Annotated in this window: 13 protein-coding genes; 12 read left to right on the top strand and 1 reads right to left on the bottom strand. The window is 41.3% G+C overall.

What is annotated here, in order from left to right:
• Positions 1–122 precede the first annotated feature (122 nt).
• From IGJ19_RS06190 to pheT, 5 genes are all read left to right on the top strand, one after another.
• Positions 123–3,653 carry a PD-(D/E)XK nuclease family protein gene (locus IGJ19_RS06190; RefSeq protein ID WP_430604490.1) on the top strand — a complete coding sequence of 1,177 codons (3,531 nt, stop codon included), beginning with the start codon at positions 123–125 and terminating at the stop codon, positions 3,651–3,653.
• Complete coding sequence (gene addA, locus IGJ19_RS06195) at positions 3,650–7,369, top strand: helicase-exonuclease AddAB subunit AddA (protein WP_430604491.1); 3,720 nt, start codon at positions 3,650–3,652, stop codon at positions 7,367–7,369. Before IGJ19_RS06190 ends, addA begins: the two co-directional genes overlap by 4 nt.
• A 66-nt stretch (positions 7,370–7,435) precedes the next feature.
• The gene (locus IGJ19_RS06200; protein WP_019724054.1) at positions 7,436–7,777 is read left to right on the top strand and encodes a winged helix-turn-helix transcriptional regulator; all 342 of its coding nucleotides are present in this window, start codon (positions 7,436–7,438) and stop codon (positions 7,775–7,777) included.
• A gap of 308 nt (positions 7,778–8,085) precedes the next feature.
• Positions 8,086–9,129 carry a phenylalanine--tRNA ligase subunit alpha gene (gene pheS / locus IGJ19_RS06205; RefSeq protein ID WP_071867821.1) on the top strand — a complete coding sequence of 348 codons (1,044 nt, stop codon included), beginning with the start codon at positions 8,086–8,088 and terminating at the stop codon, positions 9,127–9,129.
• A 4-nt stretch (positions 9,130–9,133) separates the two neighbouring features.
• On the top strand, positions 9,134–11,554 hold the full coding sequence (pheT, locus tag IGJ19_RS06210; protein WP_430604492.1) for a phenylalanine--tRNA ligase subunit beta: 2,421 nt from the start codon (positions 9,134–9,136) through the stop codon (positions 11,552–11,554).
• A 70-nt stretch (positions 11,555–11,624) separates the two neighbouring features.
• On the opposite strand, the gene trpS is transcribed toward pheT, so the two are convergent.
• Entirely contained in the window at positions 11,625–12,638 is a 1,014-nt protein-coding gene (gene trpS / locus IGJ19_RS06215; RefSeq protein WP_019724057.1) for a tryptophan--tRNA ligase, read from the bottom strand.
• A 253-nt stretch (positions 12,639–12,891) separates the two neighbouring features.
• Here trpS and IGJ19_RS06220 point away from each other — a divergent pair, with 253 nt between their 5' ends.
• The 7 genes from IGJ19_RS06220 (at position 12,892) to IGJ19_RS06250 (ending at position 18,696) form a co-directional block, all read left to right on the top strand.
• Positions 12,892–13,629, top strand: a complete 738-nt coding sequence (locus IGJ19_RS06220; RefSeq protein WP_010735594.1) for an amino acid ABC transporter ATP-binding protein — start codon at positions 12,892–12,894, stop codon at positions 13,627–13,629.
• Between the two features lie 13 nt (positions 13,630–13,642).
• Positions 13,643–14,458, top strand: coding sequence for a transporter substrate-binding domain-containing protein (locus tag IGJ19_RS06225; protein ID WP_019724510.1), 816 nt, complete (start codon positions 13,643–13,645; stop codon positions 14,456–14,458).
• Positions 14,459–14,470: 12 nt separating this feature from the next.
• Positions 14,471–15,118 (top strand): amino acid ABC transporter permease, encoded by a 648-nt coding sequence (locus tag IGJ19_RS06230; protein WP_071867819.1) that lies wholly within the window; start codon positions 14,471–14,473, stop codon positions 15,116–15,118.
• Between the two features lie 14 nt (positions 15,119–15,132).
• Complete coding sequence (locus tag IGJ19_RS06235; protein WP_071867818.1) at positions 15,133–15,789, top strand: amino acid ABC transporter permease; 657 nt, start codon at positions 15,133–15,135, stop codon at positions 15,787–15,789.
• 214 nt (positions 15,790–16,003) lie between these two features.
• Complete coding sequence (racE, locus tag IGJ19_RS06240; RefSeq protein ID WP_142433491.1) at positions 16,004–16,831, top strand: glutamate racemase; 828 nt, start codon at positions 16,004–16,006, stop codon at positions 16,829–16,831.
• Positions 16,831–18,183 (top strand): ribonuclease PH, encoded by a 1,353-nt coding sequence (gene rph, locus IGJ19_RS06245; protein ID WP_071867835.1) that lies wholly within the window; start codon positions 16,831–16,833, stop codon positions 18,181–18,183. The genes racE and rph overlap by 1 nt, the downstream gene beginning before the upstream one ends.
• Positions 18,184–18,696: a metallophosphoesterase gene (locus tag IGJ19_RS06250; RefSeq protein ID WP_071867816.1), complete on the top strand. Its 513-nt coding sequence runs from the start codon at positions 18,184–18,186 to the stop codon at positions 18,694–18,696.
• The last annotated feature ends 103 nt before the right edge of the window (positions 18,697–18,799 follow it).

Consider the following 18,799-nt stretch of genomic DNA (forward strand, 5'->3'; position numbering starts at 1 on the left):
GGAGAGGATAGTCGTCCTGCTCCGGCTTTTTTATTTCCAAAATTTAAACGATAATAGAACAAATGTTCAGCTATCTTTGTTATAATGAAGAGGTATATCAACCAGGAAAAGGAGGCAATAAGGTGTCGTTACAATTTATCTTAGGGAATGGTCAAAAAGACCACCGCAAAGCACTGATCGATGAAGCCGCCGCTTGGCTTGAAAAAGATGAAGACAATCAAGTATTTTTCCTTGTACCTAACTATAATAAATTTGAACAAGAGCAAGAATTACTCGCTGAGATGCGAAAAAAAAGCGGAAAAAGCTCATTTAGCACAACGAATATACAAGTATTCAGTTTCTATCGTTTGGCTTGGTACTTATTACAACAAACCACGTTGCTGACAGGTAGTGAATTGACCGAATCTGGTTCAGCAATGATCCTCCGCCAAATCCTAGAAAAAAAACAAGAAGAATTGACGATATTTCGAGGAGAAATCCGTAAAAAAGGGTTTATCCGTCAACTACAAGAGCTATACAGCGAACTGCAAGTCGGAAAAATTTCGCCTGTTGATTTGCTCACTTCTGTGACAGGAGAGTCGCCAAAAGAAGAAGACCGACAATTGAAAATGAAGGATTTACAACTGATCTTCTCGGCATTCGAAGAGGAATTAGTCCAACGTGCGCTACAATATGAAGACGCGTTGACTGTACTAGCAAATTATATGGCGACACAGGATTATCATAAGATCAAGTTCTTAGTGAGTGGTTTCGCTCGAATCAATGCCCAAGAATACCAGTTGCTGCAAAAAATGATGGAAAAAGGACATCTAGTGGTGGATTTGCTACTGGATCGCCCCTACAAATCTGATCTACCAGATCCGTTGACCTTGTTTTTCAATACAGGGAAGGTCTATTTCCAACTACTTAACGCAGCAAGAGAATTGAATGTTCCTGTCTCTGTCGATCATTATGCACCGAATCGGGAATACCCAAAAGAACTTCAAACCTTACAACAAATGTGGGAAGAAACATCTAGCCAGCAGAAAAGCCAATCTGTTGAACTTGGCGCGCAAGAGACATTACATCTGTGGGAGGCGGAGAATCCAACGGAAGAAGTTCGGCAATTAGCGGTGGAGATCCGACGTTTGGTCAGTCAAGAAGGCTTTCGGTATCGAGATATCCAAGTGTTGACGAAGGATATGACGCTTTATGGAAATCTACTGCGTCCGATTTTTCAAGAGATGTCGATCCCTTTTTATCTGGATGAAGAGCAATTGATGGAAAATCATCCATTGATTGAATGGATCAACAGCTTATTTGCATTGGATCGTTACCAATACCGCTTAAACGATATCATGCGTTTCTTCAAGACAGAGTTGACGATCGGTGCCCCGGCGGAAGAACTGGATCTTGAGACTTGGGAAGTTACTAGAAATCAATTCCGTACGAACTTAGATATTACAGAAAATGTAGCGTTAGCTTACAACTATCAAGGCAATTATTGGCTCCGTGAGAAAGATTGGCAATTTGTTGCCTATGATTTTGAAGCAGAACAGCTAGAAGACGTCAAACAACTGGAAGAGCAATCAAATACGATCCGGAGACTTTTTCGTGACATGGTGCCGGTGTTTTTGAAGAACATCAAAAAATGCCAAACAGGTCAAGAAGCTGTCACTTTGTTTTATCGCTTCTTGATCGAAAGCGGCGTGCAACAACAATTGCTTTTCTGGCGGGACCAAGAAGTGGCACGTGGCGGATTAGCTGCGGCTAGAAATCATGAACAAACGTGGGGGGCGTTGATGGATCTTTTGGACGAGTATTCATTGATCTACGGAGAAACAGCGTTCGACTGGTCATTATTCCAAGAGATCATCACGAGTGGGCTAGAAAATCTTAGCTATGGGAAAATTCCTACGGCCATCGATCAGGTGAGGATCAACCGCTTGGAACTTGTGCGACCTAATCAAGCAAAAGTAACATTTGCGGTCGGCTTGAATGACCAAGTGTTCCCAGATCGTCATGAAACCAAAGGCTTATTATCGAGTGAAGAACGTGAAGCGTTGAATCAAGGGTTAGGCGAGGATCAATTTTTATTTGATCCAGCAAAAGAAAGTATGTCTTTCGAACCTTTCCAAGCGTATGTAGTGTTTGTTTCGGGAACGGAACGTTTGTATTTAAGCTATGCGCAAAGCTATGATACCAATCGGTTGAAAATGTCTCCGTACTTGAAACGAGTCGTTGACTATCTAGGTGTTCCAGTCGAGCCAAAATGCCAGTTGCAATTGACGAGTGAACCAGATTGTTACGTGGGCACTTACCGCAGCGGGATCAATACGATCAATCGGGTCTATCGTTTAGCAAAAGAAGCCAAACAAGCAGTACCACTTTATTGGCAACAACTAAAAGAGTTAGTTCTGCGTTCGGATCAACGAAATTTTGCATTGACGATTTTTGAAAGTCAAGATCATCTAAATGTACCAGTTTCCTTATCAGAAGAAATGGCAGAAGCTCTTTATGGCAAAGAAATCTATACGTCGATCTCACGCATGGAAAACTTTTATAACTGTGAATATAAATACTTTGTCCAGTTTGGTTTGAAGCTGAAAGAACGTAATATCTATGGACTGACACCAGCTGCCACTGGCGACTTTTATCATGAATCATTGGATCGCTTCTTCAAATTGTTATTCTCGAATCAACTGTCACTTGTGGCGATGTCGGAGAAAGAGCGACAAGAATTTACCGAAAAAGTCTTACAAGAAGTATTTGGTGAATTACGCTTTGAGATTTTAGATAGCTCTGCACGGATGAACTATATTCGTTACCAATTAGGGCAGACGATCCAAAAAGTGGCATGGGCGTTACAAAAACAAAGTAAGAATACGGGCATGAAGCCATTGCAAACAGAGATTTTATTCGGACAGATCGCTGGCGCACGAGGGATTCCAGGATTGGAAATACCTTTAGACAAGGGTGGGAAACTCCACGTTCGTGGAAAAATCGATCGCATCGATGTAGCAACTGAACAAAGTGATACGTGGTTGAGTGTGGTCGATTATAAATCAAGTGGTCGTTCTTTTGATGTGACGGAAGCTTACTACGGCATGGCGATGCAACTATTGACATATCTTGATGTGGCATTGATGGATGCTGTACGATTGACTGGGAAAGCTGCAGTCAAACCAGCAGGCTCCTATTACTTGCATGTGCATAATCCAGTTTTGACAGATACGACAGATGTCGAGAAAAATACGTTGAAAAAATTCAGCTATGACGGTGTTTTTGTCGATGATCCCGGTCTGTTAGAAGTGCTCGATCATTCATTGGAAGCAAAAGAAAGTTCGTTGATCTATCCAGTGAAGAAAAACGCCAAAGACGAATTACAAAAGGGTAGTTATAGTAAAGAGAAGTTCTATACAGAAGAAGAACTTCAATTATTTATGAACCATAATCGTGAGAATATGCGTTTAGCGGGTGAAGCGATCACCTCAGGGGAGATCAAACTGAATCCAGCTTACAAAGATAAACAACGGATTGCTTGTGAGCATTGTCCGTTCAGAAGTATATGTACGTTTGACGTCATGCTTAAAGAAAATAATTATCATCGTTTAGAAAAGCTGGATAAAGATGAAGCATTGCGCAGAATACTAAAAAGGAGTGAAGACGAGTGACATCAATTCCTTTAAAACCGGAAAATGAACGTTTTACCGATGAACAATGGCAAGCCATTTTTGACCAAGGCGACAATCTGCTTGTTTCGGCTTCCGCCGGCTCAGGTAAGACGACTGTGTTAGTCCGCCGTGTGATCGAAAAGTTGAAAATGGGCGTCAATATCGATGAGTTGCTGATCGTGACATTTACAGAAGCGGCAGCAAGAGAAATGAAAGAGCGGATTCAAGTAGCCTTACAAGAAGCAGTCAATAGTGAAAGTGATCCGGTCTGGCAAAAACATTTTACGAAACAGCTTGTTTTACTGCCTACCGCAAATATCTCGACACTCCATGCGTTTTGTTTAACGGTGATCCGTAAATATTACTATTTGATCGATATCGATCCAGTCTTTCGGATGTTGACGGATGAAACGGAAACGATCTTGATGAAAGAAGATGTCTGGGATGAGATCAGAGAACAACTCTATGCAGAAAATCGCGAAGGTTTTTTTCAGCTGACGATGAACTTTTCAAATGATCGTTCAGATGACGGTTTGACTAACCTCGTATTTTCTCTCTATGATTTTGCCCGAGCAAATCCTGATCCGTTGGCTTGGTTGGATCGTTTACCAGAAGCGTATCGGCTAGAAGAGGGATTAGCAGCTTCTGCATTGTATCAAGAACAGATCCGGCCACTTGTCTTAGCTGATCTCCTTCATTGTACGCAGTTATACGAAGAAATGGTCGTTTTGGCACAAGAAGAAGGACTTGAAAAGATGTTTGATCAAGTCTCACAAGAACAAGCAAGTATCCAAAAAATCTATGAACGTTTCCTTGGGGATGAGTTGGACGAAGCTTATCAAGCTTTAGAAAACCTGACGTTTTCGACCTTCAAAAGCAGTCGGAAAGCAGAGTTGAAAGAACGTTCTGCTGAAGTCAAAAACTTGCGAGACCGCGCCAAAAAAATCTTACAACAAATTGGCAAAAGCTATTTCCCAGTTTCGCCTGCACAAATCGAAGAGTTGAGTCAAAAAGCATTACCCCTCGTTGAACAAATGACAGCAGTCACAAAGCTTTTCATGGAAGGTTTCAGTGCGCGCAAACGTGAAAAAGGCGTGCTAGATTTCAATGATCTGGAACACTTGGCGTTACAAATATTGACGAAACAAACAGAGGAAGAGTGGCTACCAAGCGAAGCATCGGATTATTATCGCAGAAAGTTTAAAGAAGTCATGGTCGACGAATACCAAGACGTCAACCAATTGCAAGAAGAATTGCTCTGTTGGGTCAGAGAGCCAGATGAGGAGAGAGGCAATCTCTTTATGGTGGGAGATGTCAAACAGTCGATCTACTCCTTCCGTTTAGCAGATCCAACTCTATTTATCAATAAATATGAGAAATTCTCGGAAGAAAAAGGGGGACGACGAATCGTCTTAGCTGAGAATTTCCGTTCAAGGCAGGAAGTCTTAGCGTTTACCAACTTGATTTTTGAACAGCTGATGGACCCAACAGTTGGACAAATCGCTTATGATGAAGCGGCTCGGCTGGTTCTAGGTTTTTCTGGGTTCCCAGAAAATGAACGATTTGCACCAGAAGTCTTGATCTATGAAAAGGAACAAGAAACGACAGAAATCGAGTTGCCGATAGACGATATGTTGGAAGACAAAACAGAAGGTGAACTTTTGATGACTGGCTTGAAGATCCGTGAATTGATCGATTCAAAATTCATGATCTACGACAAAAAAAGTCAAGAAGAGCGCCCAATCGAATTCAAAGATATCGTGTTATTGACACCAACGAAGAAAAATAATTTGACGATTTTAGAAGTATTCAAAACGTTTGATATTCCGTTGGAACTCAATGATGCCCAAAATTATTTCCAAGCGACAGAAATCAGGATCATGATTTCATTGCTCCAATTGATCGACAATCCTTATCAGGATATCCCATTAGCTTCAGTGTTACGTTCACCAGTCGTGGGCTTGATCGAACCAGAGTTAGCACGTATCCGATTAGCCGATAAGGCGCATACTTACTATGATGCAGTCTTAGCTTACCAAAATAATAATCAAGATGAATTAGCGGCTAAATTGCTTCATTTCAATGAGCAACTGGAACAATGGCGAGAGTTAGCGCGGCGTTCTTCGATCACGGACTTATTATGGGAAATCTATTACCAAACAGGGTATTTAGAATATGTCGTTGGGTTGCCAGCTGGTGCACAACGTCAAGCGAATCTGTATGCGTTAGTGGATCGTGCCAAAGCTTATGAACAAAGCTCGTTTCGTGGTCTCTATCAATTTGTACGATTTATTGAGAAAATGCAGGAGAAAGACAAAGACTTGGCGGAACCAGTGATTGCTTCTAGTGACAATGCCGTTCGTGTCATGACCATCCATGCAAGTAAAGGATTAGAGTTCCCCATCGTTTTCTTATTAGATATGACGAAGCAATTCAATCTACAAGACTTGAAAAACCGTTATGCCTTCGAAGAAAAACTAGGTGCGGGCGTGCGCTACATGGAGCCAGACACGCGGGTCTTGTTTGACACATTACCTTATCAAGCCATCAAATTAGCCAAACAGAAGAAATTGCTTTCCGAAGAAATGCGTAAATTATACGTAGGACTGACTAGAGCAGAGCAAAAATTGTTTATTGTCGGTTCGTACAAAAGCAAAGAAGACACGTTCAAAGCCTGGTCAGAGGCAAGTGAGCAAACGGATGTAGTGTTAGACCCTGTGATTCGCCTGAAAAGTTCGAGTAGCTTGATGAATTGGATCGGTTACAGCTTGATCCGTCATCCTAAAATGACCGAATATTTTCCAGAAGTCACGCCTTTACAACAACTGAAACATTCACCGGGAGATTTTACGATCACCTGGATGGATCAACAAGAGATTTTAACCCAACGCCAAGCATTGACAGTCAAAGGAGAGCAAGCAGAAGAACAAAAAGGAGATCAAACACCATTAACCGCTGAACTACAAGCTCGTTTAGCTTTCACTTATCCTTATGAAGCCTCTTCGCAAACAACGAGTTATCAATCGGTTTCTGAGATCAAACGGCTGTTTGAAGATCCAGACGATTCCCCAGAGGCACGTTTGACTTGGGAAAGCAGTGATAAAAAAGCCTTTGCCCAGCCTTTCAGGTATACGCAAGACCAATTAGCTGAACCACGTTTTGTACAAAAAGAGCGCAAAGTTTCTGCCACAGCTGTTGGGACAGCGACACATTTTCTGTTACAAGTCCTACCATTGGAACAGTTGACGAAAGAAAGCATCGAAAAAGAACTGACGACCCTCGTCAAAAAACGTTTAGTCGATGAACAAGTAGCGAAACGTGTGCCAATTGATTCCATCTTATGGTTTTATGAATCTACCCTTGGCCGATCACTGATTGAACATCCGGAAAAAGTGAAACGCGAACAACCATTTTCAATGCTTCTACAAGCAGAAAAGGTATTCGATCACTATCCGAATGAAGACGATGAATTATTGATCCATGGGATCGTCGATGGATATCTTGATTTTGGGGAGTACGTGCAGCTTTATGATTTCAAGACTGATTTTATTTTACATCCTGAAAACCCAGAGGAAATCACTAAGGTCATCAGCAAATACCGCGGGCAATTGAACTTATACCAACGGGCATTGAGTGAAGCGCTGAATAAACCCGTTCAAGATGTCTTTTTAGTTTTGTTACAGGCGAAGAAAATAATAAATCTTAATAAAGAATAAGAAGTGAGCAAACTGGACTTACACTTTGTAAGTAATATGCTATACTCATGAAAAGAGGTGAGTAAGATGGAGCTAACACAGACAGAATTCATTCTGTGTCCCAAATTTGAAAAAACATTCTCGATTTTAGGGAAAAAATGGAATGGATTGATTATCGATGTATTACTCGAAAATGGTCCGCAGCGCTTTGTTGATCTCTCTGCAAAAATCCCGATGGTCAGTGACCGTGTCTTGGTCGAACGATTAAAAGAGCTTGAAAAAGAAAAGATCGTTACCCGTAATTTTTCGTGTAATGAATCCAGTCGTTCAGAATATATGCTGACAGAAAAAGGGGCAGATCTACAAAAAGCGATGGTCCAGTTGCAGCTTTGGAGTGAGAAATGGGTCACACCCGAAGAATGCAGTTGATTTTGCATCAAAAATCTTGTACACTAGTTTTTAGTTGAATAGACAAAAAGAATGTTGACGAAAAAGAGTAGTTTGGCTAAACCAGTATAGGGAGATCTGTCATGGACTGAAAGCAGATCCTGTGTTTGAAAAATGAAGTTCACTTTCCGAGTTCGTCTGAGAGATTTTTCAGACCGGCAGTATATCTGTCGTTATTAAAATGAGTGTACGATCTCGTTGGGATCGTAAATTAGGATGGTAACGCGAAGACCTCGTTCCTTGATAGGAATGAGGTCTTTTTTGTAGTTGAATTTAAAGGAGGAAATCGCATGTCTTTACAAGCACAACTCGAAAGCTTGAAAGAAGCAACGATCGTCAAGATCAAGCAGGCGCAGGATTTGAAAGAACTAAATCAAATCCGTGTCGAAACATTAGGGAAAAAAGGACCGATCACTGAGGTCTTACGAGGAATGAAAGATCTAAGTGCCGAAGAACGTCCGAAAGTGGGAAGCTTTGCCAATGAGATCCGTGATCTATTGACACAAGAAATCGAAGAGAGAAAAGCAGTATTGGAAACCGCTGCAATGAATGAAGCATTAGAAAAAGAAACAATCGATGTCACGCTTCCAGGTCGCTCAGTCAAACAAGGGACACGCCATATCTTGACGCAGATCATGGAAGAAATCGAAGATATTTTTGTCGGCATGGGGTATCAAATCGTTGAAGGATATGAAGTCGAGTCAGACCATTACAACTTTGAACGAATGAATTTACCAAAAGACCATCCAGCGCGTGATATGCAAGATACTTTCTATATCTCAGAAGAAATCTTGATCCGTACGCATACGTCGCCTGTCCAAGCACGTACCATGGAAAAACATGATTTTTCAAAAGGTGCGCTACGCATGATCTCACCAGGAAAAGTTTTCCGACGTGATACGGATGATGCAACACACAGCCATCAATTCCATCAAATCGAAGGATTGGTGATTGACAAGAACGTGACGATGGGTGATCTAAAAGGAACACTTGAAGTCGTGATGAAGAAAATGTTTGGGGAAGATCGCCAAATCCGTTTACGCCCAAGCTATTTCCCATTTACAGAACCATCTGTTGAAGTCGATGTCAGCTGTTTCAAATGCGGTGGTTCAGGCTGTAACGTCTGCAAACACACAGGTTGGATCGAGATCTTAGGTGCTGGTATGGTTCATCCAAATGTCTTGGAAATGTCAGGAATCGATCCTGAAGAATACTCCGGATTTGCTTTTGGACTTGGCCCAGATCGTGTCGCAATGTTACGTTATGGGGTCAACGATATTCGTAATTTCTATCAAAATGACTTGCGCTTCTTAAGTCAGTTCAAGGGGGAGTAAAAGAATGTTAGTATCATATAAATGGCTGAATCAATACGTTGATTTATCAAATGTGACACCGCAAGAACTTGCAGACAAAATGTCCGTCACAGGAATCGAAGTCGAAGGTGTGACTGTACCTGAAGAAGGCTTGAAGAAAATCGTTGTCGGAGAAGTGAAGGAATGTATTCCGCATCCTGATTCGGATCATCTATCGATCTGTCAAGTCGATATCGGCGAAGAGGAATTATCACAAATCGTTTGTGGAGCACCGAATGTCAAAGCAGGAATCAAAGTCATCGTGGCTTTACCAAATTCACGGATTGCGGGCAATGTCAAAATCAAAAAAGGCAAGATGCGCGGACAAGTTTCAAATGGGATGATCTGTGCCTTACAAGAAATCGGTTATTCTGACAGTGTCGTACCGAAAGAATATTCAGAAGGCATCTACTATTTGCCACAAGAAGCGGTCAATGGGGAACCAGTCTTTTCTTATCTAGATATGGACGATGCCATCATCGAATTATCCATCACACCTAACCGTGCGGATGCACTATCAATGAGAGGTGTGGCGTATGAAGTTGGCGCGATCTACCGCCAAAAACCAACATTCAATGATGAAAAGTTAGTAGAAGTTGAACGTAAAGCTTCAGAAAAAATTGTGGTAAAAGTAGAAGATGAAGAATTGGTACCAGCATACCAAATCCGCATCATTGAAAACGTCAAGATCCAACCGAGTCCACAATGGCTGCAAAATATCTTGATGAATGAAGGAATCCGACCAATCAATAACGTCGTTGATATCACAAACTATATCTTGTTATTGTTCGGTCAACCGTTACATGCATTTGACTATGATAAGTTAGGTTCAGAAGAAATCGTGGTACGTCATGCAGCAGAAAAAGAGAATATCGTGACGTTAGATGGTGAAACGCGCACATTGACCTCAGAAGACTTAGTCATCACGAATGGACAAGTGCCAGTCGCCTTAGCTGGGGTAATGGGCGGACAAGACTCAGAGATTACGGAAACAACGACAACCGTTGCGTTAGAATCCGCTCTATTCGATCCCATCTCGATTCGTCGCACAGCAAAACGTTTCAATTTACGTAGTGAATCATCTGCGCGCTTTGAAAAAGGCATCAATAAAGGAACCGTCGGCGAAGCAAGCGATGTTGCAGCGGCGATGATCGTTGCTTTAGCAGGAGGAGAAGTGTTACAAGGAGCGGTCAAAGGTTCTGAGTATCAAGCAAAAGAAGTCGAAGTACAGATCACATTGAAGCGCATCAACCAGTACCTTGGCACAACCTTAAATGTCGCTGAAGTAAGTGAGATCTTTGAAGCATTAGGATTCGGCTATCAAGTCGATGGAGAAACTTATACTGTTGTTGTACCTCCAAGACGTTGGGATATCCAGATCGAAGCAGACATCATCGAAGAAGTGGCACGTATTTATGGGTATGATCGTTTACCTTCAACGTTACCAAGCGGCGAAACAGTTGCAGGTAGTTTGACACAAGAACAAGCGACTACGCGAAAGATCCGTACATTACTTGAAGGCAGTGGTCTAACTGAAGCCATTAGTTATGCATTGACAACGGAAGATAAATCACGTCAATTCGCTTTGAAAGAAACAGCCATCACTCGCTTGGATTGGCCGATGAGTGAAGACCGTTCTGTCTTACGTATGAACTTGATCAGTGGTCTATTGGATAACGTTCAATATAACACGGCACGTAAAAATGCAGATGTCGCATTTTATGAAGTAGGTCGCGTCTTCTATCAAGAAAACGATCCATTGACTCATCTACCACAAGAAGTCACTCACGTAGCTCTTGCAGTGTCTGGCACATGGGAAGAGAAGAGTTGGCAAAGTAAGCCACAAGCGGTTGATTTCTTTACAGTAAAAGGCATATTAGAGAATGTATTCGAACAACTTTCCATCAATGAGGAAATCACTTATCAAGCATTGACAACGATCGATGAACTTCATCCAGGTCGTACAGCAGCCATTTATTTAGGTGAAACAATGATCGGGTTTGTTGGTCAAGTACATCCTATGACTGCTAAAGCTTACGATATTCCAGAAACGTATGTGGCAGAGTTTGATTTAGCCACAGTCGTAGAAGCATCACAAAAAGGCATCACTTTCCGACCAGTCACAAAATTCCCAAGTGTGACGCGTGACATTGCCATGTTAGTAGCTGAACAAGTGACGAATCAAGAAATCGTTCGCACGATCCAATCAGCAGCTGGTCGTTTCTTGACAAATGTGGAATTATTCGATGTCTATCAAGGAGCAAATATTGAAGCAGGGCATAAATCAGTCGCCTATACGTTAAGCTTTGAAAATCCCGAAGCAACGTTGACAGATGAAGAAATCAACCAAGCAATGAGCAAGGTTGAAAAGGCGTTGACAGAAACAGTCAATGCAAGTATACGTTAAACCTTAATAATAGAAGAAAAAACTGGGACAAAAATCATCCAATGATTTTTGTTCCAGCTTTTTTGTGTGATTACTGATTGAAATAATTGATGCCCATTGCCGCTTTCACTTCAGAAAGTGTGGCTGCCGCAACTTTAGCGGCTTCTTCACTACCATGACGTAAGATATCCATCACGGCTTGTGGGTCCTTCGCCAATTCTTCACGACGTGCGCGGATCGGTGCAAACTCTGCTTCTAATACGTCGATCAAGTAACGCTTGATTTTCACGTCACCGAGTCCACCACGACGATAGTGGGCTTTCATCTCTTCGATTGCTTCTTTGTCTGTACCAAAAACATCTAAGTACGTAAAGACCATATTGCCTTCGACTTGTCCTGGATCTTGGACATGGATGTGATTTGGATCGGTATACATACTCATCACTTTTTTCTGTAAAACATCCGCAGGGTCAGAAATGTAGATGCCATTTCCTAATGATTTACTCATTTTTCCGTTGCCATCGATCCCAGGTAAACGACCCATCCCTTTAGGAGGGAAGACGCCTTTCGGCTCAACTAGCACTTCACCGTAGGTATGATTGAAGCTTTGGACGATCTCTTGCGTTTGTTCCAACATTGGTTTTTGGTCTTCACCAACTGGTACCAAATTAGCTTTGAACGCAGTGATGTCAGCAGCTTGTGAGACAGGGTAGATAAAAAATCCTGTTGGGACACTTTCGCCAAATTTCTTTTGCTCGATCTCTGTTTTTACGGTCGGGTTACGACGCACACGACCAACACTCACTAAGTTTAAGTAATACATTGTCAACTCAGCTAATTCAGGGATCTGCGACTGGATAAACAATGTTGATTTGGCAGGATCTAAACCAACCGATAAGTAATCTAAAGCAACTTCTAATACATTGGAAGACACTTTTTCAGGGTCTTTCGCATTGTCAGTCAAGGCTTGCATATCGGCGATCATTACGAACAACTGATTGTTCTCATCCGCTTGCATTTCTACACGTTTTTTCAAGGACCCGACATAATGGCCTAAGTGTAGTTTGCCAGTAGGACGGTCTCCTGTTAAAATAATATTTTTCAAAAAAGAACACCTCTTTGTAATTTCTAAGACTAATACTTAATATCTTACCGTTTTTTTGCAGAATTAACAACAGGATAAACCGAAAATCATTGAAAAAATCAATTAGGAAATCGTTATTTATACAAATGGTAAAAGAAAACAGACAAAGGAATTTTCTTGGAAACTTTACAAGTTGCTTCGCTTTCGGATATAATGTGTTCTATTATATATCTTTAAATGAAATCTTACTAAATAATAATGGGAGTGTAATGTTATGACAATGATTAAATTTGATAGCGTGGAAAAGTATTACGGCAAATTCCATGCGTTGAAAAACATCAATCTTGAGTTTGAAAAAGGGGAAGTTGTCGTTGTCATTGGTCCATCAGGATCAGGAAAAAGTACGATGCTTCGCTGTATCAACGGCTTGGAAACAATCACTTCAGGAAAGCTTTTGATCAATGATGTTGATATTCGCGATAAAAACACAAAATTGACGGAGATTAGAAAAAATGTCGGAATGGTCTTTCAACATTTTAATCTTTACCCCAATAAAACAGTTTTAGAAAACATCACATTGGCACCAATCAAAGTATTAAAACAAGATGAGGCAACTGCTGTAAAAAATGCGGAAAAGTTTTTAAAGACAGTCAATATGCTAGATAAAAAAGATTCCTATCCTTCCATGTTATCTGGTGGACAACAACAGCGTGTAGCGATTGCTCGCGGCTTAGCGATGAATCCCGAAATGCTGTTATTTGACGAGCCAACATCTGCCTTGGACCCAGAGATGATCGGCGATGTCTTGGACGTAATGAAAAAATTGGCAAGAGACGGCATGTCAATGATCGTGGTCACCCATGAAATGGGCTTTGCGAAAGAAGTGGCAGATCGTGTCATTTTTATGGCGGACGGACAAGTATTAGAAGATAGTCGCGATGTGCGCAATTTCTTCGATGATCCAAAAGAAGAACGTGCAAAACAATTTATCAGTAAAGTAATCAATCATTGATAGGAGGAACGATATGCGTAAGACAACATTCACTCGTTTATTATTTCTTTTTGGGCTAGTATTTCTAGTATTGAGCGGCTGTAAAGGTAGCAGTTTGGCAGAAAAAGATATTTTGACTCGTAGCAAAGAAACGAACGAGATCATTTGGGGTGTCAAATACGATACACGATTGTTTGGGATGATGGATATCGAAAGCCGCACAGTTCAAGGGTTTGATATCGATATCGCCAAAGCAATCACGAAGAAGATTTTAGGAGAGGACGGAAAAGCAGAGTTTGTCGAAGTCACTTCTAAAACAAGAATCCCATTATTAAAAAATGGGAATATCGATGCAATCATTGCGACGATGACGATTACCGAAGAACGTAAAAAGCAAGTCGATTTCTCTTCTGTTTATTTTGACGCCGGACAATCATTGCTCGTTGAAAAGGGTAGTCCCATCAAAAGTGTGGAGGATCTAAACGCTGAAACGACTGTTTTAGCGGTAAAAGGCTCGACTTCAGCTGCCAACATCAGAGAACATGCACCTGATGCACGGATCTTGGAGTTAGAGAACTATGCCGAAGCATTTACTGCCTTACAATCGGGGCAAGGCGATGCCATGACAACAGATAATGCGATCTTACTAGGAATGGCAGCGGAGAACCCTAGCTATGAATTAGCAGGAGGAACATTTACCGAAGAGCCTTATGGGATTGCAATCAACAAAGGACAAGAAAATTTCTTGGATGCAGTCAACCAAGCATTAGCAGAAATGGTTGAAGACGGCACCTACGATAAGATTTATGAAAAATGGTTCCCAGATACGACTCAGGGAAAAATTGATTAAGGAGGGAATAAAATGAGTGAATTGATACAAACTTATGGGCCAGCCTTCCTTGATGGATTTAAAGTAACGATCCTATCAAGTGTCTTGGCGCTTTTATTCAGTTTGATCATCGGAACGTTGATGGCGATTTTTCAATTGTCACACAATAAATGGATTCGTGGTTTTGCGAAAGCCTATGTTGAATTTTTTAGGAATATTCCGTTATTGATCATCGTGATGTTCTTCTATGTCGTATTACCACTTTATTGGATCAGCTTTGACGGTTTTCAAGCAGGAACGATCGGGCTGACGATCTATACTTCCGCATTTATTGCAGAAACCGTTCGTTCTGGCATCCAAACTGTGCCAAAAGGTCAAATGGAGGCTGGTCTTTCATCGGGGTTTACTTACTCAGAAACAATGCGTTACATCGTATTGCCACAGGCATTTAAAATCGTTATCCCACCATTAGGCAATCAATTTATCAATTTGGTCAAAAATTCATCGATTTTAGCAATTGTCGCTGGTTTGGATATCATGTACCAAGGGGATTTGATTGCCAGTGAGACGTTCAACACGTTTGATACCTATATCATTGTCGGTTTATTTTACTTGATCATTACCTTACCATTGTCTTATTTGATGGTTTATCTTGAGAAAAAATGGGCAGTTCGTTCATAGAAAGGAGAATCTCAATGGATTTTAGTGGTGCATTTTCATGGATGAATATTCGCTTTTTACTGGAAGGACTAAAAGTAACGATCGAAGTTTCGCTCTTCTCCATCATTTTTAGTTTTTTGATCGGTGGGCTGACAGGTGTTCTTCGTTTTGCGAGTATTCCTTATTTATCAAAAATAGTAGGTTTGATTATCGACATCATTCGTAATCTGCCATTATTGCTTATCATCTTTTTCACTTATTTTGCTTTGCCGCAAATCGGTATCCAAATGAACATCTTTTGGTCAGCAGTTGCAGCATTGACGATTTTTGAATCTGCCATGTTATCAGAGATTTTCCGTGCAGGTTTGAATGCTGTGCCGAAAGGTCAGATGGAAGCAGGACTTTCTACGGGGTTAAGCTATGTGGAAACGATGCGTACGATCATCATGCCGCAAGCATTCAAGTCAATGATCCCTGCCATTGTCAGTCAGTTGATCTCATTGATCAAAGACACTTCTTTAGCGGTGATTATCTCGTTACCAGAGTTGACGCACCAAGCGCGGATCATTTACGGCCAAAATACTAATTATGTCTTACCAATGTTCGTTATGATGACTTTCATGTATTTTGTCGTATGTTACGCACTTTCTTTACTTTCTTCTTACCTAGAAAGAAGAAAGTACAGCTATTAGTAGAAAAAATCGTATTTTAAATGGTAATTAAGAAGGAATCCACGAAATTTTTTTAAAAAAATTTTTGTGGATTCCTTCTTACTGTCATCCAAAAATTCCATCGATAGACAAGTAGGATCGCAATGTTGGAAAAGAGCCGGAAAGCAGATTGTAGGACTTGATAATTCACGTCAAAAAGTCCACAATATAGAAGGTAGAATTTTTTTGAAAAAGGATGATTCGATTGACAGATAAACGTCCGATCGGTTTTATTGATTCAGGGGTTGGCGGTCTTACAGTCGTCAAAGAAGCATTGAAGCAATTGCCGAATGAAAACATATTATACGTTGGCGATACCGCGCGCTGTCCATATGGACCAAGACCCGCAGAGCAAGTGGTCGCTTATACATGGGAAATGACGAATTATTTAGTTGAAAAAGGCATAAAAATGCTTGTGATTGCCTGTAATACGGCAACTGCGGTCGCATTAGAAGAAATCAAAGCAACACTCTCGATTCCAGTGATCGGTGTGATTTTGCCAGGAACAAGAGCGGCAGTCAAGCAGACGAAAAATCATCGAGTAGGGGTGATTGGAACAATTGGTACCGTCAAAAGTGCTGCTTACGAGACGGCATTATTGGATAAAGCACCCGAACTGAAAGTTACCAGCTTGGCGTGTCCAAAGTTTGTTTCAGTCGTAGAAAGTAAAGAATACCGATCATCAGTCGCTAAAAAAATCGTGGCTCAAACTTTGGCTCCATTAGAATTAAAAGGGATCGATACCTTGATTTTAGGTTGCACTCATTATCCGCTCCTTCGCCCAATCATTCAGAATGTTATGGGGGATAAAGTCATGCTGATCGATTCAGGAGCAGAAACGATTGGCGAAGTTTCGATGTTACTTGACTATTTTGAAATCAGTAATTCACCACAAAATGGCCGAACGCTTTGTCAGTTTTATACGACAGGATCAGCTAAAATGTTCCATGAGATTGCCCAAGATTGGTTAGGATTAAAAGAACTGATCGTTGAATCGATTGATTTAGGAGGAAAAGAGCAATGATGCGTCATGACGGAAGAAATGTCCAAGATTTACGTAAAATCACGATTGAAACAAATGTGCTAAAGCATCCAGAAGGATCAGTTTTGATCAGCTTTGGCGATACGAAAGTGATTTGTGCGGCAACGGTTGAAGAGTCAGTGCCCCCCTTTTTAAAAGGTACTGGTAAAGGATGGGTGACAGCAGAATACAGTATGTTGCCTCGCGCCACGAATACGAGAAATCGTCGTGAAAGCAGCAAAGGTAAGTTAAGTGGACGGACGATGGAGATCCAACGCTTGATCGGTCGTTCGTTGCGTGCGGTCGTCGATCTCGAGAAACTTGGTGAACGTAGTATCATCGTTGATTGTGACGTGATCCAAGCAGACGGTGGCACCCGAACAGCAAGTATTACCGGTGCATTTGTGGCTTTAAGATTAGCAATCGAAAAATTATTACAGACAAAAGTGTTAGCGAATGATCCAATCAAAGAACATTTAGCCGCCATCAGTGTAGGGATTTTAGCTGATGGGACATGTGTGACTGATTTGGATTATCACGAAGACGTGGCAGCGGAAGTCGACATGAACTTAGTGATGACGGAATCAGGCAGATTTGTGGAGATCCAAGGCACAGGCGAAGAAGCTACCTTTGATGGTGAACAATTGAACGAAATGCTTGTTTATGGCAAAACAGCGATCGAATCACTGATTTTTGAACAAAAAAATGTTTTGTTGAGCGAATGGTCAGACACTACGCCTGAACCGACAGAAAAAACGATTGTAATTGCTACTCGAAACGCAGGCAAAGCAGAAGAATTCCGTACCTTATTTGCGAAGGAAGGCTATACAGTCAAAACATTGTTCGATTATCCTGAGATACCTGATGTCGAAGAAACAGGTACAACATTTGAAGAAAACGCCCGGTTAAAAGCAGAAACGATTGCTCAAGTATTGAACCAGCCAGTATTGGCGGATGACTCTGGCCTGAAAGTCGATGCGTTAGGTGGCAGACCAGGAGTTTATTCTGCCCGTTTTGCTGGCGAACATAAGAGTGATGCGGCAAATAACGCAAAACTGCTTTTTGAATTAACCGATGTAGCTGATGAAGAACGCACCGCACAATTTCATTGTACGTTGGTTTTTGCTGAACCAAATAAAGAAAGTTTAGTCGTGGAAGCAGAGTGGCCTGGACGAATTGGTCGGATACCTAAAGGCGAAAATGGCTTTGGCTATGACCCTTTGTTCATTCCTGATGGGTACACTCAAACAGCGGCAGAAATCTCAAGTGAAGAAAAAAATAACCATAGTCACCGAGGCATGGCCATGGCAAAACTAAGCCAAGTTTGGCAGGCATGGTTGGAAGGAGTGGAGTAGATGCGCTATTTAGTCGTTAGTGACAATCATGGGGATCGAGCAATCATCAAAGAATTGCTGTCCCAATACCAAAATCAAGTTGATTATTTTTTTCATTGCGGTGATTCAGAACTTGACGCAACAGATGAAGTTTGGGAAACTTATTTCGGTGTACAAGGCAATTGTGATTTCGGCACAGACTTTGAAACTAAACGAGTTGTAGATACTGGGCTTGATCGGGTATATATGACTCACGGCCATTTATCGAATGTCCGCTTTGGTTTGACTCAGTTAGCCCTTGAAGCAAAAGAGCAACACGCAACGATTGCTCTTTTTGGTCACACCCATCAACTAGGGTGTGAATTTGAAGAAGGTATCTTGTTCTTGAATCCAGGAAGCATTTCCCAACCTCGAGGAATGATCCAAATCCCAGCATACGCAATCATCGAGAGTACGAAAGAGACACTTGCTGTCCAGTACTATAATCGATCACACAAAAAAATCGATAACATGGCATTTGAATATAAACGCTGACAAACAAACTCTAATTTTTGCTAAAAATAGAAATGTTTGTATAGATTTTGCATCCGTTTTCGGTAAAATAGAGATATTGAAAGAATTTGAAATGGAGGGCCAA

Origin of the sequence: Enterococcus sp. DIV1368b (assembly GCF_050529595.1) — a bacterium.
GTDB classification, from domain to species: Bacteria; Bacillota; Bacilli; order Lactobacillales; family Enterococcaceae; genus Enterococcus_B; species Enterococcus_B mundtii.